Origin of the sequence: Pseudomonas sp. TR47, from assembly GCF_044143025.1 — a bacterium.
Lineage (GTDB): Bacteria > Pseudomonadota > Gammaproteobacteria > Pseudomonadales > Pseudomonadaceae > Aquipseudomonas > Aquipseudomonas putida_E.
Genome location: NZ_JBHFCS010000023.1, coordinates 21,155 through 39,982, shown reverse-complemented (window position 1 = coordinate 39,982; position 18,828 = coordinate 21,155). Strand labels below are relative to the sequence as shown.

The following is an 18,828-nucleotide window of genomic DNA, read 5'->3' as shown; positions in this document are numbered from 1 at the left end:
CTGTTTCAGTCCTGTTGCTTGCGTGCCAGGCGCTGGCCTAGCTTCAGTCGCCAGCGCACCGGCATTGCGCCCAGCAGGCGCAGTACCAGAGTGAATACGCCGGGGAAGTTGATTTCTAGCGGGCGCTTGGGCAAACGCACGGCAATGTGCCTGGCGGCGCGTTCTGCACTCCAGATCTGGGGCATGGGAAAGTCATTGCGGCGGGTCAATGGCGTATCGACAAAGCCAGGGCTGATTAGCGTGACATCGATGCCCTCGTTGACCAGATCGATGCGCAGCGACTCGATCAGGTAGCGCACGGCCGCTTTGGAGGCACCGTAGGCCCCGGCACGGGGCAGCGCCAGCCAGGACACCGAGCTGCCGATCACCACCAGGTGCGGGCGTTGGCCACGGCGCAGCAAGGGCAGGGCAGCGTGCAGGCAGTGACTGACGCCGATCAGGTTGGTGCGCACCACGCGCTCGACCAGCTCTGGGTCGAAATGACCCGGCTCCAGGTATTCACAGGTGCCTGCATTGAGAATCACCAGGTCGAGCGCGCCCCAGCTGCGTTCGATGTGCGCGGCAACATCAGCGACCTGCCGAGGGTCACTGATATCGCCGATGGCCAGCAACGTCTGCTGGGGAAACTGCGCAGTCAGCGGCGCCAGGTTTTCGGCCTGCCGGCCACCCAGCGCAACCTGATGCCCCTGTTCAAGCAGCTGTTGCGCCAGCGCGGCGCCGATGCCGCTGCTGGCACCGGTCAGCCAGCAGCGGCTCATGCCAGCCGCCCCTTGAGCCAACGCACAGCGCTGCCTACTACTGGCACATGCTCGTAAAGCAGTGCACCGACGTCGAAGTAGTCTTGATGAAAGTGCACGCGTTCGTGCCAGCGAAGGTGGCTGCAACCCTGCAGGCTGATCAGGCGCCCGTTGGCCAGGCGTGGGTGGCGAAAATGCAGGGTCCAGCGAATGTAACCGTGGCCCGGTTGGACCTCGTCGGTACCCTCGAAGGCGTAACGCACCTCCTGGGTGTTGGCGTAGAGCTCAGCGAAGTAGGCACGCAGGTCGCTCAGCCCGTCGATCTTGTGCAGTGGGTCGCGGAAGGTGACATCCTCGCTGTACAAGTCACCCAAGCGGTCGAGGTTGTCCGCATCGAGGCTGGCAAAGCGTTCGGCGAAAGTTTGCAGGTAGCTGGACATGCGCGGCCCTGTACAAAAATGGTTTCTTGTACAGGTATAGTCGATCCCGCTGCATAAAGCTATACAGGGTCATAATTTTGTACAGTTTTGCGCGGGGGTGTCAGCTGTCCCTGTCATCCAGTTGTCGCCGCAATTGGGCGACCTCCGCTTCCAGCTCTCGTACTCTCTCCTCGGCGAACACCTGGGCCGTGACATCACGCTGTATGCCAATGTAATACGTCAATTGATCGGCCTCGTTTCGTATCGGCGAAATCGACAGTTCATTCCAGAACAGGCTGCCGTCCTTGCGGTAATTGCGCAGCACCTGGCAGCACGGGCGCCCGTCCAGGATGGCCTGGCGAATGGCATCAAGCGCTTCCTGGTCATGGTCCTGGCCCTGCAGGAAGCGGCAATCCTGATAGAGGATGTCATCGGCCGCGTAGCCGGTCAGGCGCTCGAAGGCGGGGTTGACGTAGATGAGGATGCTGTCGTTTCCTTCCTGCTCGGCAATGACGATGCCGTCGTTGGACGCCTCGACCATCAATTGCAGGAGTTTTGCGTCGATCATGGGGCCTCCTCGAAGTGGTTGCGTATGCTTATGCGCAGCTTAGCCTGCATGCAGCTATAGGTTTAGTATGTGTAACCGTCCTGATGACCCGCCGCAATGAACGAAGCGACCTTCACCGACCTGTTGCCAATGCGTGACGTTGTCAGCCTGACCGGGGTCAACCCGGTGACCTTGCGTGCCTGGGAGCGTCGTCATGGCCTGATCCGCCCGCAGCGCACCGAGGGCGGCCATCGCCTGTACACCGCACAGGATGTCCAGCACATCCGCGACATACTGCGCTGGACCGCCAGTGGCCTGCCGATCGGCAAAGTCAGCGAAATGCTGGCCAGACGGCGAGACGCATACGAGCAAACGGTTGAACCGGCTGCTGATGGCTTTGCCGCGTGGCGTGCTGCCGTGCTACGTGCAACCCAGACGTTCGATGGCCAGGCGCTCGAGGGTATTCACGGGCAGCTGTTCACCCTGTTCCCCAAAACCACGGTGTTGCTCGACGTACTGATGCCTGTGTGGCGCACATTACAGTCGGGCAGCTCTTACGGCCAGCGTAGCCAGTGGCTGTTTCTCGATGCCTTTCTGCGCGCCCGGTTGCTGTTGCGCCTGCAGTTGAACCAGGCCAGCGCCCCGCGCGTGCTGTTGGCCGGTACCGGGGGCAGTGCTGAGCTTGAACTGCTGTGCCACGGCTTGCTGCTGAGCGGTGAGCAGCAGCGTATCGACGTGCTGAGCAGCGAACAACCACTTGAGGAGTTGCCACTGCTGTGTGCAGCCATTGCGCCTGCCGCGCTGGTGGTTCTGGTGCAGCCCCCAGTGAGCAGTGGCCTGGCAGATCGTCTGCGCGCCTTGCAGATGGATATCGCCTGCCCATTGGCGCTGCTGGGTGATGGCCTGGCCGAGTCGGCCACTGCACTGAAGGGAATTCCGCTGAGGCTGTTGGAGGGGCGGGGTGGCGAGGCAGGCGCGATGCTCAATGCCTTGCTCAGGGGGGCGCTGGAGCTCTCGACCACCCAGCCTGCAGAAGGGGAGCAAAGCGCTGAGCAACCCCTCTAGCCGGCTTTGGCTGCTTGCTGGCTCAGCCTGGCGCAGATCACATCGACCAATGCGGCTACTTTAGGAAGCGACTGCCGGCTTTTCAGCCATGCAACGTTGATAGGCAGGCCGATGGTGCTCAGCTCAGGCAGGATCTGGACCAGCGTGCCAGCGTCAAGATGTTCCTGCACCAGCCAGGAGGGCAATTGGGCCACCCCCAGCCCGGCCAGCACCATGGCAAGCTGGCCTTCTGCGTTGCCGATTGCAATACGGCCCGAGACCACGCGCTGCTCGCTGTCACTGGCATGAGCGCCCGGGAAGTGCAGCGGATACACACCGCCGTCGGTCCTGCCGTAAAGCACGCACCCGTGCTCATGAAGGTCCCGTTCGGTTTCAGGCACGCCCCGTCTTTGCAGATAACCTGGTGCTGCGCAAAAGATGTGCTGCTGGATGCCAATCAGCCGCCGCTCTACACCCTGGGGCCAGGTCTGCGGCCCGCCAATGCGCACCAGGATGTCGATGTCATGCTCGATGGGATCGACGAAGCGGTCCGTGAGCGTGATGTGTGGCATCAGCAGTTCATGCTCGGCAATGAACTCGATGAGTAGCGGTAGTACCCGCAGTTTGCCGTATGACGCCGGCAGGTCAATGCGCACCCGGCCGCAGGGCTCGGTCTGGGCACTGTGCATTTGCATTTCGGCCTCTTCCAGGCTGGCCAGGATCTGCTTGCAGGTCTGGTAGTAATTGGCCCCCGTATCGGTCAGTGCCAGGCGCCGTGTGGTGCGTGCGAAGAGCTTCATGTTCAGGCGCTGCTCCAGCCGCGCCACGCTTTTGCTGACTGCGGAGGTGGTCAGGCTCATGCGTTCGGCCGCAGCAGTGAAGCTTCCGGCCTCTGCCACGCAAATGAAAACCGCAATGCCCTTCAAGCGTTGTTCACTGAGCAATGGCGCCTCCAACTGTTGAATAAATTTCTTAAGTATCCTTGCTTAAATACCCAAGATGATAATTTTATTCCAGTATAACCTCCTGCTCCATTTTCCTGTTCTGGAGTATTCGCTCATGCATGCCAACCCTGCGTCCCTGTCGGGGGCAGCAGATGCCCGTGCAGGCACCAGCATTCTGATCCTCACGATGGCGGCGTTCGCGGTGCTGACCACCGAATTCATCATTCTCGGCATCTTGCCCGGGCTCGCCCGGGATCTGGGTATTACTGTGCCCAAAGCGGGTCAGTTGGTCACCGTGTTCGCCTTTACCGTGATGCTTGTCGGGCCGTTTCTCACCGCTGCGATATCCCACTGGGATCGCAAAAAGGTGTTTCTCGGGGTCCTGCTGATCTTCGCCGCATCCAATGCGCTGTCGGCGGTCGCTACTGACTTCTGGACCATGGCATTGTCGCGCATCCTGGCTGCTGCGACGCTTCCCGTGTTCTGGGGTACCGCCAGTGAATCGGCAGCCCAGCTGGCGGGTAAAGGCAATGAAGGCAAGGCGGTCGCCCGGGTCTATCTGGGCATCACGGCGGCGTTCGTGTTCGGCATTCCCTTGGGCACACTGGCAGCCGATGCGCTCGGCTGGCGGGGCACCTTCTGGTTGATCTCGGGCCTTTGCCTGGTCATTGCGCTGCTGATGTGGGTGTTCCTGCCACAGTTGCCAGAGGCCCCCACAAGGGCGGGCGGCGAACGCCAGACGGTCATCCTGCGGGATCCGAAGTTCGTCTTCCACGTCGCGCTCTCGGTGGTGGTGTTCACTGCCATGTTCAGCGCATACACCTACCTGGCTGACATGCTCGAGCGCCTTGCCCATGTGCCCAGCGCGCAGGTCGGCTGGTGGCTGATGGGCTTCGGTGCGGTGGGCATGATTGGCAATGCCATCGGCGGGCGGCTGGTCGACCGCAGCCCGCTTGGCGCGACCATCGTGTTGTTGACGGTGCTGGGCGCCGGCATGGCGGGTGCACCACCCGCGGTCGATACGCTGTGGTTGCTGGTTGTGGCCCTGGCCGCGTGGGGTATTGCGTATACCGCGTTGTTCCCTGTTTGCCAGGTGCGCGTGATGATCGCAGGCGCCAAAGCGCAGGCCCTCGCCGGCACGCTGAACGTCTCTGCGGCGAACGCGGGCATCGGGTTGGGCGCTGTGATTGGCGGCGTCACCATTGAGCAGTTGGGGCTGGCGGCGCTGGGCTGGGTGGGTGCGCTGATTGCAGTGCTGGCGGTGGGCTTGTCACTGCTGTTGTGGATGGCAAGCGATCGGTCCGGTAATGCTGCTAAACGCGCTCGCGCAACGGCACCCGCGCCAGTGAAAGAAAGCTGAGGTTGAACACGGTCTACTCAAGAGCATATCGATATACCCTTTAATTCTTTGTTTACTGAGCCCGCCTGCTTTCAACTAGCGCCTTTTTGAGCGAGCGATACTCAGTGGAGCACTGCGAAGTAGTCGTCATCGGGCTTGGTGCCATGGGGGCCGCCACCGTTTATCAATTGGCCAAGGCGGGCGTGGATGTGGTGGGGGTCGATCGCTACCACCCACCGCATACCTTTGGCTCGAGCCACGGTGATACGCGCATTACCCGGCTTTCCGTAGGCGAGGGTGCCCAGTATGTTCCCATCGTGAAGAGGGCTCAGCAAATCTGGCGTGAACTTGAGGCGCTGTCTGGCGAATCGTTGTTCGAGCAGTCCGGTTTGCTGGCACTGACCTCCAGTCCCGACTTCGATCTGGACGATATAAGCGATTTCACCCTGCGCACCATAGGCCTGGCCCAAGCCTACGGAATCGAGCACGAAGTGCTTGGCGCTGCACAGATCCGTCAGCGCTTCCCGCAATTTGCCAACGTGCGCGACGATGCGATCGGCTACTTCGAGCCCGGTGGCGGTTTCGTGCGCCCCGAACGGTGCATCGACGCGCAGTTGCGCCTGGCAGTGCAACACGGGGCAACGCTGCACACAGGTGAAACGGTTACTCAGATCAGCTCGGATGAAAGCGGCGTCACGGTCTGCACCAACCTGCGTACGTTAAAGGCCCGCAAACTGGTGTTCAGTGCCGGCAACTGGGCGGGTGGTTTGTTGGGCGAGCCGTTCGACCGTTTGCTGCGTGTCTACCGGCAGAAGCTTTTCTGGTTCGAGCTCGAAGCCGAGGCGGGCCTTGAGGGTGCATCGCCAACGTTCATCCTGACCCATGGGCGCGGGGACGACAAAATCAATTACGGTTTCCCTGCGCTGCCGGGTGAGGGCAGCCTGAAAATCGCCACGGCCCAATACCACACGGCATCGCTGCCCGACCTGCTGGACCGGACCGTGAGCGCGGCAGAAGAGCGCGAGATGTACGAGTTGCAAGTACAAGGCCGTATCGCCGGGGTGACCGACAAGGTCGTCAAGTCTGCCGTTTGTGCCTACACCGTCACTGCAGATCGCCACTTCATTATCGACGAACACCCTGCGCTGAAGCACACCTTGGTGGTGTCAGCGTGCTCTGGCCATGGTTTCAAACACTCCGCCGCCTTGGGCGAGGCATTCGCCCAGTGGTGCATCCGGGGCTCGACCGACCTCGATCTTTCATCGTTCACCCTCCAACGATTCCAAGGAAAACTCTCGTGAAGCGCATTGCACTTTCGCTGGCTCTGCTGGCTGCCACGCTCGGTACTGCACAGGCTGAAACGCTCAAGATCGCTGTGGTGCCTGTGCCTCACGCCGAGATTCTGGAGTTCCTCAAACCTGAGCTGGCCAAGCAGGGGGTCGAGCTGGATATAAAGGTCTTCACTGACTATATCCAGCCTGACCGCCAGGTAGACGAGGGCCGGCTGGATGCCAACTACTTCCAGAGCAAGCCCTACTACGAGGCGTACAAGAAAGACCGGCCCAATAGCGACCAGGTACCGGTTGTTGCTGTACACATCGAACCGTTCGGGGCCTACTCAAGCAAGGTCAAATCTGTGGCCGAGTTGCAGGACGGCGCCATCGTTGCAATTCCCAACGACCCCACCAACTCCGGGCGCGCACTGCTACTGATTGCCAAGCAGGGGCTGATCACGCTCAAGGACCCTGGCAATATCATGGCGACCGCCGCTGACATCACCAGCAATCCGAAGCATCTGAAGTTCAAGGAACTTGAAGCCGCCATGCTGCCGCGCGTCCTTGGTCAGGTGGACCTGGCGCTGATCAATGCCAACTACGCGCTGGAGGCCAAGCTTGAGCCGCACAAGGATGCGTTGTTCATCGAAAGCTCGGAATCGCCGTACGCCAACTACCTGTATGTACGCAGGGACAAGGCTAACGACCCGGCTGTACAGAAGCTTGGGGCATTGTTGAATTCGCCTCAGGTGAAGCAGTTCATCCTGGATCGCTACCACGGCGATGTTGTGCCGGCGTTCTGATTTTTGGCCTTTGGGGATTGCTGTGGCGTCCACCTCCCGATATCCCGCCCCCGGACAATCCGTTAAAAACCTGACTCTTGAGTAACCCCAACCGATCAACGGTTCGGCCACTTCTCCAGCAAAATGGAAACAAACTTCTCTGCCGCTGGTGAAAGCGAGGCCCCACGTCGATACACCAGCCCGAGCGTGCGTGTCACCTCGGGCTCCATCAGCGGAATGCTCACCAGCGTTGGATGGTCGGCAGCCGGCATGGCCAGGCTTGGCATGGCCGACACCCCCAGCCCGGCTTCGACCATGCCCAGCGAGGTGGAAAGGTGCTGCACCTCATAGAACCACTTCGGCCGCCAGCTAAGCCCGGACAGCGCATGGTCCAGCAACATGCGGTTGCCACTGAGGCGGCCGACGCCGATGAGCCGGTAATCGGCAAGCTCTGTCCAGGTGACCGAAGCGCGATCGGCCAGCTCGTGGTCGCGCCGGCAGGCCAGCACGAAACGCTCCTGCACCAGCGACACGAACTCGATATCCGGATGCTGGCCGCTCATCATGTTGATGCCGAAATCGGCTTCGCCGCGCAGCACCGCCTCCAGCCCCTCGTTGGCACTGAGGTCCAGCAGCCGAATACGGATTTTCGGGTACTGCTCGTTGTAGTCACGAATCACCGAGGGCAAGAAGTAGAACGCGGCGGTTGGGATGCAGGCCAGGGTCACCTGGCCGGTCTGGCGCTCTGCAAGTTCGCGAATGCTCAGGATCGAATCTTCAAAATCATCCAGCAGGCGCCTGGCCTTGGGCAGAAAATCGCGGCCGACGGTGGTCAGGCTCACGCGACGGGTGGTCCGCTCGAGCAGGGGCGTTCCCAGACCCTCCTCGAGCTTTTTTATCCGCCGGCTCAACGCAGGTTGCGAGAGGTGCAGCACCTCAGCCGCCTCGTGAAAGCTGCCAAGTTCGGCGATTTTCACGAAAGATCTTATGTCTTGCAGCTCATATTCCATGATGCGTTCCTAAGGGGATTCACCGCTTTATTGTTTTGTTAAACGCAATAATAGCTACGATATTTGCATTGGATCGATTTATCAATCTTTGTCACTCTTGTGTCCAGAACATCAATTTCCCCAATTGATCAACAAGAGTCAGTAGTCATGCAACGAATTCCTTGTGTGCTCATGCGCGGCGGTACCTCCAAAGGCCCGTTCTTTCATGCGTGGGATCTGCCAGCCAATGTGGTCGAGCGCGACGAGCTGCTGATCAACCTGATGGGCTCCGGTCACGAGCTTGAGATCGACGGCATCGGCGGTGGCAGCCCGCAGACGAGCAAGGTGGCCATCATCAGCCCTTCGCTGCATGCCGACGCCGACGTCGACTACCTGTTCGTGCAAGTGATGGTTGCCCAGCGCCGCGTCGATACCGCCCCCAACTGCGGCAACATGCTGTGTGCCGTCGGCCCTTTCGCCATCGAGCAAGGGCTGGTCAAGGGCAATGACGGCAAGACCCTGGTGCGTATCCGCAACCTCAACACCAACACTTTCGTCAATTCGCTGGTGGAGACACCCGGCGGCATCGTGCGCTACGAAGGGCGTACGGCGATCGACGGCGTGCCGGGCACTGCCGCCCCGGTTCACCTGACTTTCCTCGATGCCGTGGGTAGCAAGACCGGCAAGCTGTTCCCGACGGGGCAGGCCAAGGATGTGATCGACGGTATTCCCGTGACCTGCATCGACATGGCCATGCCCATGATGATCGTCGATGCCGCGCAACTGGGCGTAACGGGGTCGGAAACCCCAGCGCAACTGGATGCGAACACGGCCCTGCTGCAGCGCCTGGAAGCCCTGCGCCTGAAAGCGGGCAAGGCCATGGGCCTGGGCGACGTCAGCGGCATGGTGATCCCAAAGCCCGTGCTGATATCGGCACCACGCTTTGACGGTACGCTGCAGGTCCGGTATTTCATGCCGCACAACTGCCACCGGGCGCTGGCCATCACAGGGTCCATCGGGCTGGCAACTGCCTGCGTCAGCCCAGGCACTGTCGTGATGGACATGCTCGGTGATGCTGCCGAAGCACTCACCCAAGTACGCCTGGAACATCCCAGCGGCGGTATCGATGTCGCGCTTTCGCGCGGCGGCCCTGATGGCCAGACCATTCAGGCCTCGGTGGTACGAACTGCCCGCAGGCTGTTCTCCGGTTTTGTATACGCCCCTGGTTTTCAGCGTATGGCCGGTTGAAACCCGGCCTGGCGTCAAACCGTGGTAACCCAGGCAACAAAGCGCATCCGCACAATTTCAACAATGGGTGATGCCTCATGAAGATCGCAAAATCACTGTACTTCCAGATTCTCTGCGCCGTCGTGCTGGGCGTAGTGGTCGGACATTTCTGGGCGCAACAGGCCGTTGCGCTCAAACCGCTGGGCGATGCCTTCATCAAGCTGATCAAGATGATGATCGCGCCTGTCGTGTTCTGCACCATTGTCACCGGGATTGCCGGCATGACCGACAAGCGTTCGCTGGGGCGCTTGATGAGCAAGACCTTGCTCCTGTTCCTGGGGTTGACCGTTGTCAGCCTGATCATCGGCCTTGCGGCGGTCTACCTTTTCCGTCCCGGCGAGGGCATGAACATCGACCCCGCCACCCTCAGCACCGAGGGGCTCAGCCAGTATGCGGCGTCGGCGGCGAAACTGAGCGTGGTCGACTTTTTCATGCACATCATTCCCGATACCTTTATCGGCGCATTCAACAAAGGCGAAGTGCTGCCGGTGCTGTTCATCGCGGTACTCAGCGGTTTTGCCCTGTCCTCGATGGGTGAGAAGAGCAAGCCAGTGCTGGATGTGCTCGAATCCGCGTCGGCCATGGTGTTTCGCATTTTTGGCTACCTGATGCGCTTCGCGCCGATCGGTGCGTTCGGTGCCCTGGCCTTTACCGTAGGCCAGTACGGCATCAGCTCGCTTGGCGCCCTGGCGAAGCTGGTAGGCACCTTGTACATCGCCTGCGCCTTCTTCGTCATCGTCGTGCTCGGTGGCATCTGCCGCGCGCATGGTTTCAGCCTGTGGAAACTGCTGCGTTATTTCCGTGAGGAGTTTCTGGTGGTGCTCGGTACTTCTTCTACCGAGCCGGTGTTGCCGCGCATGCTGGAGAAACTGGAAAAACTGGGCTGCAAAAAAGGGGTGGTGGGGCTGGTGCTGCCCACCGGTTACTCCTTCAACCTGGACGGCACGGCGATCTACCTGTCACTGGCGGCCATCTTCATCGCCCAGGCGTGCAACATCGACCTGACCTTGGGGCAGACCATCACCATGCTCGCCATCATGCTGCTGTCTTCCAAGGGCGCTGCCGGTGTGACCGGGAGTGGCTTCGTAGCCCTTGCCTCGACCCTGACCGTCATCCACGACATCCCGTTGGCAGGCTTGGCGCTGCTGATCGGCGTCGATCGTTTCATGTCCGAGGCGCGCGCCCTGACCAGCCTGGCCAGCAATGCAGTTGCCACCGTGGTGGTCTCGCTTTCGGAAAATGCCTGTGAGCGGGATACCTTGATGCGCACCCTGAACGGAGAGCGTGAGCCGCTCGCCGGGCAGGCCGCGCCAACAGCGCCCAGTTGGCCTGCAGAGCCCCGTCATCACGGCTGATCATCACCCGTAACACCCTTCGTTGACTTGAACCCCGCTCAGCATCACTGTGATGCCGAGTGGGGCAGGGGGCCGCCTGCGCGCCAGATGGCCACGCCGTAGAATAAAAACAAGAGAACCCAATCATGCTCGCATTGCTTGGCCTGATCATGGTGGTGACCTTCACCTACCTCATCATGAGTAAACGGCTGTCGCCGATCGTTGCGCTCACCGTAGTCCCCATCGTGTTCGCCGTGATCGGCGGGTTTGCGCCGACAACCGGCAAGATGATGCTCGACGGCCTGAAGATGGTTGCCCCGTCGGCTGCACTGCTGTTGTTCGCCATTCTGTTCTTTGGCCTGATGATCGACGCAGGGCTGTTCGATCCGCTGATCCGCAAGATTCTCAAACGCGTCAATGGCGACCCGATCAAGATCGCCATCGGCACTGCACTGCTTTCGCTGCTGGTGGCGCTCGATGGTGATGGCACTACCACCTACATGATCACCTGTGCGGCCATGTTGCCGCTGTACAAGCGCATCGGCATGAACCCGATGATCCTGGCAACGGTGGCGATGCTTTCGCTGAGCATCATGAGTGGCCTGAGCCCATGGGGCGGGCCGGCGACACGGGCCATCGCCGCGCTGGGGCTCGATGCGACCGAGTACTTCATCCCGATGTTGCCGACCATGATCGGTGGGGCTGCCTGGGTAGTCTTCACCGCGTTCCTGCTGGGCCGTGCCGAACGCAAACGCATCGGCAACATCAAGCTCGAATCCGGTGGCGGCAATTGCTACATCAAGGCGATTCTCGAGGACACGCCGCACAAGCGTCCGCGGCTTGCCTACGTCAACCTGTTGCTGGTGGTGGCGGTGATGATCGCGCTGGTCCTGGGCGTGATGCACGCAGCGATCCTGTTCATGATCGGTTTTGTCGCTGCCTTGATGATCAACTACCCGCAACTCGAGGTGCAGAAAGAGCGCATCCTGGCCCACTCCGGCAACGCCATGACGGTCGTGCTGCTGGTGTTTGCCGCAGGGATTTTCGCCGGCATCTTCTCCGGCACGAAGATGGTCGATGCGCTGGCGCAGACACTGGTGGACTGGATTCCGCAGTCCTGGGGCCACTGGTTCCCGTTGGTGGTGGCGATCACCAGCATGCCGCTGACGTTCGTCCTGTCCAATGATGCCTACTACTTTGGCGTAGTCCCGATCCTGGCCAACGCGGCTGCCGCCTACGGCATCGACCCGGTCGAGATCGCCCGCGCTTCGGTGCTCGGCCAGCCGGTGCACCTGATGAGCCCTCTGGTGGCCTCGACCCTGTTGCTGGTGGGCATGGTCGACCGCGATATCGGCGACTTTCAGAAGGCCACCGTCAAATGGGCGGTGCTCACCTCGCTGGTGATCACCGCGCTGGCCCTGCTCACCGGTGCCTTGTCCTTCTTCGTCTGATTGGCCCTGGGCGCCGCCTGGCGCCCGCTTTCTACTCATTCAAAAACAACAACAGAGTACCGAACATGTCCCCAACTGCTCTGCGTGTGGCGGCCGCCTGTGGCCTGCTCTGCGGCTGCCTGCCTGTTGCCGGCGCTGCCGGTTTTGTCGATGACGGCAAGCTCAAACTGCAACTGCGCAACGTTTATTTCAACGAGAATTTCCGCGACGAGCAGGGTATGAGCGCCCGCGCCGCCGCCACCGCCAAAAGCGAGCGAACCGAGTGGGCGCAAGGCTTCCTGCTCGACTATCAGTCGGGCTTTACCCAAGGCACGCTGGGCCTGGGGCTCGATGCGATGGGGCTCTTGGGGGTCAGGCTGGACTCCGGCCGTGGCCGCAGCGGTACGGGCCTGTTGCCGGTGCATGACGACGGTCGCGCCGCCCAAGAGTTCGCCAGTGCCGGGGTAACGGCCAAGGCCCGCCTGGGTAGTACGGTAGTCAAGCACGGTACCTTGCTGCCCAAGACCCCCGTACTGGTCTACAACGATGCCCGAGTACTGCCGCAGACCTACCAGGGTACGCAGCTGACGAGTACCGATATCGAGGGGCTGACGCTCACTGCCGGGCATCTGGACCGGTTCAAGCAACGCGACTCGTCCAACAGTTCCGGCTTGTACCTGGACGGTTATGGCGGCGCCGAGTCTGGCGACTTCAGCTTCGCCGGCGCCGACTACGCGTTCAGCAAGCACTTGCGCTTGAGCTACTTCCACGGTCAGCTCGAGCATTTCTACCGCCAGGACTTTGCCGGCCTGGTACATGACCTTGCGCTGGCCGGCGGGGTGCTGACCACCGACCTGCGGTATTTCACCAGCCGTGACAGCGGCGCGGCGTACGGCGGCAGCATCGACAACGACATGTTCAGCGCACAGGTGTCCTACGCCCATTCAGGGCACACCTTCGGCGCCGGGTATCAGGTGCTGGACGGTGAAGCCGGCCTGCCGTACATCAGTGGTGCCACGGTGTATTCGTTCAGCAACGTTGGCATCGGCAAGTTCATCGAGGAAGAAGAAAAGACCTGGATGGCAAGCTATGCCTACAACTTTGCCGCCGCAGGCGTGCCTGGGCTGACCTTCATGACACGCTACCTGAGCGGCGACAACGGTCGCTCCGGGGCGCAGGGGTTGAGTGAATGGGAGCGTGACGCCGAGCTTGCGTATGTGGTGCAGGGCGGGGCACTCAAAGGGCTGGGGGTACGGCTGCGCAACTATGTCTACAGGTCTGACTATTCCCGCGGTCGGGACAGCAACCGCCTCTACCTGACCTATGACATTGCCATCTGGTGAAACTGGCCTGTAAACGCCAGTGCCTGGGGCAATGCACAAACGGTTTCCGGCGTTTGTCCGATGCCAGCCAAATTCGTTATGGCCGGCATCGGAAACTGGTATTACATCCGCCCGCGCCTGGCTGTTTAGCATCGTCGATGTCTTCCTGTCGACGAGAACAACAACGTGAACCTTGGAAAGATCATTACCCGCAGTGCCCGCTACTGGCCGGACCACACTGCCGTGGCAGACGGCCAGACGCGCCTGACCTATGCCCAGCTGGAACGGCGCAGCAACCGCCTGGCCTCGGGGCTGGGCGCACTGGGCGTTGCCAGCGGTGAACATGTGGCGATCCTGGCTGCCAACCGCGTGGAGCTGGTAGAGGCAGAGGTGGCGCTGTACAAGGCGGCGATGGTCAAGGTGCCGATCAACGCGCGGTTGTCGCTGGATGAAGTGGTACGGGTGCTGGAAGACTCCTGCAGCGTTGCGCTGATCACCGATGCCACCTTCGCCCAGGCGCTGGCTGAACGACGCGCGGCCTTGCCGATGTTGCGCCAGGTGATCGCGCTGGAAGGCGAGGGCGGTGACCTGGGTTATGCCGCGCTGCTTGAGCGCGGCAGCGAGGCACCGTGTAGCCTGGACCCTGCCGACGACGCCTTGGCAGTGCTGCATTACACCTCCGGCAGCTCCGGTGTACTCAAGGCGGCCATGTTGTCGTTTGGCAACCGCAAGGCGCTGGTCCGCAAGAGCATCGCCAGCCCCACGCGGCGTTCAGGCCCTGACGATGTGATGGCCCATGTGGGGCCGATCACCCATGCCAGCGGCATGCAGATCATGCCGCTGCTGGCGGTGGGCGCCTGCAACCTGCTGCTCGACCGCTACGACGATCGCCTGTTGCTGGAGGCCATCGAACGTGAGCGGGTGACGCGGCTGTTCCTGGTACCGGCCATGATCAACCGGCTGGTCAATTATCCCGACGTCGAGCGCTTCGACCTGTCCAGCCTCAAACTGGTCATGTATGGCGCCGCGCCCATGGCCCCGGCCCTGGTGAAAAAGGCCATCGAACTGTTCGGGCCGATTCTCGTGCAAGGTTATGGTGCCGGCGAAACCTGTTCGCTGGTCACGGTACTGACCGAGCAGGACCACCTGATCGAAGACGGCAACTACCAGCGCCTGGCCTCTTGCGGGCGCTGCTATTTCGAAACCGACCTGCGGGTGGTGAACGAGGCATTCGAGGATGTGGCACCGGGCGAGATCGGCGAAATCGTGGTCAAGGGGCCGGACATCATGCAGGGCTACTGGCGCGCGCCGGCGCTCACCGCCGAAGTCATGCGCGACGGCTACTACCTGACCGGCGACCTGGCCACGGTCGATGCGCAGGGTTACGTGTTCATCGTCGACCGCAAGAAGGAAATGATCATTTCCGGGGGCTTCAACGTGTACCCCAGCGAAGTGGAGCAGGTGATCTACGGCTTCCCTGAAGTGTTCGAGGTGGCAGTGGTCGGCGTGCCTGACGAGCAGTGGGGTGAAGCGGTGCGCGCTGTGGTGGTGCTCAAGCCCGGCGCACAGCTTGACGCCGCCGAGCTCATCGAGCGCTGCGGCCGCGCACTGGCCGGTTTCAAGAAGCCGCGCGGCGTGGATTTTGTCACCGAACTGCCGAAAAACCCCAATGGCAAGGTGGTCCGCCGCCTGGTCCGGGAAGCCTACTGGCAACACAGCGATCGTCGTATCTGATCAGGGAGCATGACCATGTATCAACCGAGTGCAAAAGCTGCGCAGATCATCGAAGCCATCGAAGGGTTCGTCCGCGACCAGGTTCGCCCGCTGGAGCAGGAAATGCAGCTGGACTGGGCGCGCCCACACCCTCAGGCGGTCTTGCGGCAAGTATGGAAACGCTCCAGCGAGCAGGGCCTTTACACCCTCATGCTGCCTGAGGCCATGGGTGGTGCAGGTTTGAGCGTGGCTGACCTGTGCGCCGTGAAGGAAGCCACGGTACTGACCGGCTCGATGCTGGCCCCGCATGTATTGGGTGAGCTGTCCGGGCCGCCGCGGGTGGGCCACCTGCTCAAAGTGGCCAGCCCCTATCAGGTGGAGCATTTCCTGCAGCCGGTGTGCCGCGCCGAGAAAGCCGTGTGCTTCGCCCTGACCGAGGCCGAGGCAGGTTCGGACGCCACTGCCATCCGCACCCAGGCGCGCCGCGACGGTGATCACTACGTGCTGAGCGGCAGCAAACGCTACATCTCTGGTGCCACTTACGCCGACCTGGCGGTGTTGCTGGCCGTGACCGGGCCCGGGCAGGGCGCGCAGGGCATTTCGGCGTTCTTCGTCGACCTCAAGGCGCCGGGCGTGCGTGTCGAAAGCGACTATGCGGTGATGTCCGGTGGTGGGGCTCATGGCGACATCGTGCTGGATGAGGTGCGCGTGCCAGCGGCCAACCTGATTGGCGAGGAGGGCCAAGGGTTCAAGCTGGCCATGGGGCGCATTACCCTCAACCGGCTGCTGCATTGCCCGACCTTGCTGGGCATGGCCGGCCTGGCCCTGAACCTGTCGATCGAGCATGCCCGTAGCCGCAAGCAGTTCGGCCAGCCGATCGCCATGTTCCAGGCGGTCAACCATATGATCGCCGACATGGCCACCGAGCTGCATGCAGCACGCAGTATGGTCTACGCCACGGCGCAGGTGAACGATGCTGGCGGCGATATCCGTACCCAGGCGCCGATGTGCAAGCTGTTCGTCTCCGAGGCCGCATTCCGCATTGCCGACAAGGCCGTGCAGGTGCATGGCGGTGCCGGGTTGATGCAGGGCCACCCGGTGGAATGGATTTTCCGTGCCACCCGAATGATGCGCATCCTGACCGGTACCAGTGAAATCCAGCGCAACACCATCGCCAAAGGCGTGCTGATGCCCGCGTGACCCTCGGGCCGCCGCTGCGGCGGCCTTTTGTTACATTCCACAACAATAACAAGAGTAATCGCCATGACTGTGGATGCTTCCCTGCCCAACCCCCGTACGGCCTGGATGGTGGCCGTGCTGCTGGCCTTGCTGATGCTGGTCAATTTTCTCGATAAGGTGGTGATCGGCCTGGTCGCGGTGCCGATGAGTGCCGAACTGGGCCTGACGGCGACCGAGTTCGGGCTCATTGGCGGTGCTTTGCACTGGTTTTTCGCCCTGTCCGCCGTGGTCGGAGGCTTCATGGCCAACCGGCGCCCCACTCGCACACTGCTATTGGGCATGGGCCTGTTCTGGGCGGTGATCCAGTTGCCGATGCTGTTCGCCACTTCACTGTGGGCCATCGTTGCCTGCCGCGTGCTGCTGGGCATCGGTGAGGGGCCGGCATCGCCGGTCGCCACCCATGCGCTGTACAAGTGGTTCCCCAATGACCGTCGCAACCTGCCTGTGGCGCTGCTGCATGCCGGTAGCGCCATGGGGCTGCTGGTGGCTGGCGCGATGATCCCCTGGGTCAGCCTGCACTACGGCTGGCGCACCAACTTCATCATCCTTTCGCTGATCGGCCTGGTGTGGTGCCTGTTGTGGTGGCGGCTGGGGCAGGAGGGCACCCTTGAGCGCCTGCGCGCCAGCCAGCTCAAGAGCGATGAGCAGGCCATACCGTATCGCAAGCTGCTGAGTGACCCCAGCGTGATGGGCAACTACCTCTGCCACTTCGCCGCCAACTGGTCGCTGGCCCTGACGCTGACCTGGGTGCCCAGTTATCTGCAGGTCGGCCTGGGCATCGACCCCCTGCAGACGGGGCGGATCTTCGTGATGTTCGTGGTGGTGACCACGCCGTTGAGCCTGTTGATGGCCTGGTTGTCACAACGCCTGATGCGCCGTGGCGTATCGTCGCGCGTGGCGCGCGGCGTATTCGTCTCGCTGTGCCTGATACTTGCCGGGCTGCTGTCTGCGTCGCTGGTGTTGCCAGGCCTGAGCACCGCCGTGCGGGTTGGCGCACTGACTTTAAGTGGCGGGCTGGCACTGGTCATGTACTCCGTGGGGCCGGCCATGCTCGCCGAGTTCACCCCGACGGCCCAGCGGGGCGGGGTGCTTGCGATCGGTAACGGTATCGCTTCGCTGGCCGGCCTGGCTGCGCCAGTGATAACCGGGGTGCTGGTGCAAGGCGCAGGCGCCGAGCACCCTGCAGGGTATGCCCAGGGCTTTCTGGTCTGTGGCGCCGTACTGGTCGTGGCCGGGCTGGCGGGCCTGGTGACCTTGAACCCGCAGCGCACCCTGAAGCGCCTGGGTGAACCGGTTGCGGTCGAGCATGGCGTGCCGGCGCGCTCTCAGACAGCCAGCTGAACCCCCGGCACCGACCCGAGCGGCGCGTCATCGCCGCCGATCAGCTCACCACGCCAACGGCCGCCGAGTACCAGTTCGATCAGCAGCCCGCGCACCAGGTCGTGCAAGCAGCCTGCGGCAAACGACAGGGGCTTGTGCCGTGAGTGCGCCAGGGCAATGGTGCGGCTGATGCGTGGCTCGACGATGAGCCGTGCCTGCGTAGGTTCCAGCAGCTCGCACAGCGGCGGCCAGTTGCTGATGGTCGCCGCTAGCCCTGCGCGCACCAGGCTGGCGATGCCGGGTGCCGACTGCTGCTCGTAGGCGGCCGCCAACGGCACGCCGGCTTCCATGGCCGCCTGTTCGATGCGCCGGCGCAGGTGCAGTGCCTTTGGTGGCAGCACCAGCCCCGTGGCGGCGGCTTCAGCCAGGGTAATGGTGTCGGCGGCGCCTGCTGCTGAAGGGCCGACCCAGTACAGCGCCTCGGTAAAGATCGCCTCGGCTTCGACATGTTCAAGCTCCTCGGCGTTGGGCACCACGCCGAAGTCAACCTTGCCCAGTTCGATGGCCTGGCCACCGTTGCGGCTCAGGCCATCCCACACGGTCAAGGTCACACCGGGGAAGCGCTGTTCGGCACGCTTGAGGATTTCCGGCAGCAGCAGGTCTGCGGCAGTGGCCGGAATGGAAATGGCGACATGCCCCTTGGGGTCACCGCGGCTTGATTTGAGCTCGTCCTTCACCGAATCGAGTTTCTGCACCACCTGGCGGGCCACCTCGTAAAGCTGCCGCCCGGCGTCGGTCAGAACGATGCCGTCGTGCTGGCGGTCGAGCAACTGCATTTCCAGTTCACTCTCCAGCAGGCCGATCTGCCTGCTTAGCGCCGGCTGGGCGATGTAGGCGCGACGCGCGGCCGAGGAGAAACTGCCGGCTTCGACGATTGCGATCAGGTAGCGGAGCTGTTTGAGGGTCATCGCAGCGGTTCCAAGGGTATGCCGAACTGATATGGCACGTATCCGAACACGTTATTTGTGGGGTTCGAAGCGTGGCTCCTAGTATCACCCGGAAAGGGCGTGCCAAGGCAAGCCCGCCCGGCCAGGTCAGCCAACAACAA

General features: G+C 62.2%; 17 protein-coding genes. 11 read left to right on the top strand and 6 right to left on the bottom strand.

What is annotated here, in order from left to right:
* Nucleotides 1–5: 5 nt before the first annotated feature.
* From ACEWE8_RS20995 to ACEWE8_RS20985, 3 genes are all read right to left on the bottom strand, one after another.
* On the bottom strand, nt 6–758 hold the full coding sequence (locus tag ACEWE8_RS20995; RefSeq protein ID WP_046785750.1) for an SDR family oxidoreductase: 753 nt from the start codon (nt 756–758) through the stop codon (nt 6–8).
* Nucleotides 755–1,177 (bottom strand): nuclear transport factor 2 family protein, encoded by a 423-nt coding sequence (locus ACEWE8_RS20990; RefSeq protein WP_395589363.1) that lies wholly within the window; start codon nt 1,175–1,177, stop codon nt 755–757. The genes ACEWE8_RS20995 and ACEWE8_RS20990 overlap by 4 nt, the downstream gene beginning before the upstream one ends.
* 100 nt (nt 1,178–1,277) lie before the next feature.
* Complete coding sequence (locus tag ACEWE8_RS20985) at nt 1,278–1,724, bottom strand: PAS domain S-box protein (RefSeq protein WP_046785752.1); 447 nt, start codon at nt 1,722–1,724, stop codon at nt 1,278–1,280.
* Between the two features lie 96 nt (nt 1,725–1,820).
* Between ACEWE8_RS20985 and ACEWE8_RS20980 the strand changes: the two genes are divergently transcribed.
* Nucleotides 1,821–2,768 (top strand): MerR family transcriptional regulator, encoded by a 948-nt coding sequence (locus tag ACEWE8_RS20980; protein WP_046785753.1) that lies wholly within the window; start codon nt 1,821–1,823, stop codon nt 2,766–2,768.
* Here the strand turns inward: ACEWE8_RS20980 and ACEWE8_RS20975 are convergent.
* A complete protein-coding gene (locus ACEWE8_RS20975) occupies nt 2,765–3,691 on the bottom strand; it encodes a LysR family transcriptional regulator (protein ID WP_046785754.1) in 927 nt (308 codons plus the stop codon). The genes ACEWE8_RS20980 and ACEWE8_RS20975 overlap by 4 nt on opposite strands.
* A 115-nt stretch (nt 3,692–3,806) precedes the next feature.
* Between ACEWE8_RS20975 and ACEWE8_RS20970 the strand changes: the two genes are divergently transcribed.
* From ACEWE8_RS20970 to ACEWE8_RS20960, 3 genes are all read left to right on the top strand, one after another.
* Nucleotides 3,807–5,051 (top strand): MFS transporter, encoded by a 1,245-nt coding sequence (locus ACEWE8_RS20970; RefSeq protein ID WP_046785755.1) that lies wholly within the window; start codon nt 3,807–3,809, stop codon nt 5,049–5,051.
* A 104-nt stretch (nt 5,052–5,155) separates the two neighbouring features.
* Nucleotides 5,156–6,331: an N-methyl-L-tryptophan oxidase gene (solA, locus tag ACEWE8_RS20965; RefSeq protein ID WP_189339950.1), complete on the top strand. Its 1,176-nt coding sequence runs from the start codon at nt 5,156–5,158 to the stop codon at nt 6,329–6,331.
* Nucleotides 6,328–7,107 carry a MetQ/NlpA family ABC transporter substrate-binding protein gene (locus ACEWE8_RS20960; protein ID WP_046785757.1) on the top strand — a complete coding sequence of 260 codons (780 nt, stop codon included), beginning with the start codon at nt 6,328–6,330 and terminating at the stop codon, nt 7,105–7,107. Before solA ends, ACEWE8_RS20960 begins: the two co-directional genes overlap by 4 nt.
* A gap of 95 nt (nt 7,108–7,202) precedes the next feature.
* Here the strand turns inward: ACEWE8_RS20960 and ACEWE8_RS20955 are convergent, their stop codons facing one another.
* Nucleotides 7,203–8,096, bottom strand: coding sequence for a LysR family transcriptional regulator (locus ACEWE8_RS20955; protein WP_012315010.1), 894 nt, complete (start codon nt 8,094–8,096; stop codon nt 7,203–7,205).
* A 147-nt stretch (nt 8,097–8,243) separates the two neighbouring features.
* Here ACEWE8_RS20955 and ACEWE8_RS20950 point away from each other — a divergent pair, with 147 nt between their 5' ends.
* The 7 genes from ACEWE8_RS20950 (at nt 8,244) to ACEWE8_RS20920 (ending at nt 17,741) form a co-directional block, all read left to right on the top strand.
* Complete coding sequence (locus ACEWE8_RS20950; RefSeq protein WP_080952097.1) at nt 8,244–9,323, top strand: 4-oxalomesaconate tautomerase; 1,080 nt, start codon at nt 8,244–8,246, stop codon at nt 9,321–9,323.
* A gap of 77 nt (nt 9,324–9,400) precedes the next feature.
* Nucleotides 9,401–10,717 carry a dicarboxylate/amino acid:cation symporter gene (locus ACEWE8_RS20945; RefSeq protein ID WP_046785759.1) on the top strand — a complete coding sequence of 439 codons (1,317 nt, stop codon included), beginning with the start codon at nt 9,401–9,403 and terminating at the stop codon, nt 10,715–10,717.
* 125 nt (nt 10,718–10,842) lie between these two features.
* Nucleotides 10,843–12,147 carry a CitMHS family transporter gene (locus ACEWE8_RS20940; protein WP_012315007.1) on the top strand — a complete coding sequence of 435 codons (1,305 nt, stop codon included), beginning with the start codon at nt 10,843–10,845 and terminating at the stop codon, nt 12,145–12,147.
* 65 nt (nt 12,148–12,212) lie between these two features.
* A complete protein-coding gene (locus tag ACEWE8_RS20935) occupies nt 12,213–13,469 on the top strand; it encodes an OprD family porin (RefSeq protein ID WP_046785760.1) in 1,257 nt (418 codons plus the stop codon).
* Between the two features lie 165 nt (nt 13,470–13,634).
* Nucleotides 13,635–15,182, top strand: coding sequence for an AMP-binding protein (locus ACEWE8_RS20930; RefSeq protein ID WP_046785761.1), 1,548 nt, complete (start codon nt 13,635–13,637; stop codon nt 15,180–15,182).
* Nucleotides 15,183–15,197: 15 nt separating this feature from the next.
* Nucleotides 15,198–16,361 carry an acyl-CoA dehydrogenase family protein gene (locus tag ACEWE8_RS20925; RefSeq protein ID WP_046785762.1) on the top strand — a complete coding sequence of 388 codons (1,164 nt, stop codon included), beginning with the start codon at nt 15,198–15,200 and terminating at the stop codon, nt 16,359–16,361.
* Nucleotides 16,362–16,466: 105 nt separating this feature from the next.
* Nucleotides 16,467–17,741, top strand: a complete 1,275-nt coding sequence (locus ACEWE8_RS20920) for an MFS transporter (protein WP_189339958.1) — start codon at nt 16,467–16,469, stop codon at nt 17,739–17,741.
* Here the strand turns inward: ACEWE8_RS20920 and ACEWE8_RS20915 are convergent.
* Entirely contained in the window at nt 17,726–18,688 is a 963-nt protein-coding gene (locus ACEWE8_RS20915) for a LysR family transcriptional regulator (protein ID WP_046785764.1), read from the bottom strand. The genes ACEWE8_RS20920 and ACEWE8_RS20915 overlap by 16 nt on opposite strands.
* Nucleotides 18,689–18,828 lie beyond the last annotated feature (140 nt).

Excerpts from the sequence above, each read along its gene's own strand:
- ACEWE8_RS20970 (WP_046785755.1), top strand. The coding sequence starts at position 3,807 with ATGCATGCCAACCCTGCGTCCCTGTCGGGGGCAGCAGATGCCCGTGCA.
- ACEWE8_RS20935 (WP_046785760.1), top strand. The coding sequence starts at position 12,213 with ATGTCCCCAACTGCTCTGCGTGTGGCGGCCGCCTGTGGCCTGCTCTGC.
- ACEWE8_RS20945 (WP_046785759.1), top strand. The coding sequence starts at position 9,401 with ATGAAGATCGCAAAATCACTGTACTTCCAGATTCTCTGCGCCGTCGTG.
- ACEWE8_RS20985 (WP_046785752.1), bottom strand. The coding sequence starts at position 1,724 with ATGATCGACGCAAAACTCCTGCAATTGATGGTCGAGGCGTCCAACGAC.
- ACEWE8_RS20920 (WP_189339958.1), top strand. The coding sequence starts at position 16,467 with ATGGTGGCCGTGCTGCTGGCCTTGCTGATGCTGGTCAATTTTCTCGAT.
- ACEWE8_RS20995 (WP_046785750.1), bottom strand. The coding sequence starts at position 758 with ATGAGCCGCTGCTGGCTGACCGGTGCCAGCAGCGGCATCGGCGCCGCG.
- ACEWE8_RS20990 (WP_395589363.1), bottom strand. The coding sequence starts at position 1,177 with ATGTCCAGCTACCTGCAAACTTTCGCCGAACGCTTTGCCAGCCTCGAT.
- ACEWE8_RS20940 (WP_012315007.1), top strand. The coding sequence starts at position 10,843 with ATGCTCGCATTGCTTGGCCTGATCATGGTGGTGACCTTCACCTACCTC.
- ACEWE8_RS20950 (WP_080952097.1), top strand. The coding sequence starts at position 8,244 with ATGCAACGAATTCCTTGTGTGCTCATGCGCGGCGGTACCTCCAAAGGC.
- ACEWE8_RS20925 (WP_046785762.1), top strand. The coding sequence starts at position 15,198 with ATGTATCAACCGAGTGCAAAAGCTGCGCAGATCATCGAAGCCATCGAA.
- ACEWE8_RS20980 (WP_046785753.1), top strand. The coding sequence starts at position 1,821 with ATGAACGAAGCGACCTTCACCGACCTGTTGCCAATGCGTGACGTTGTC.
- ACEWE8_RS20955 (WP_012315010.1), bottom strand. The coding sequence starts at position 8,096 with ATGGAATATGAGCTGCAAGACATAAGATCTTTCGTGAAAATCGCCGAA.
- ACEWE8_RS20915 (WP_046785764.1), bottom strand. The coding sequence starts at position 18,688 with ATGACCCTCAAACAGCTCCGCTACCTGATCGCAATCGTCGAAGCCGGC.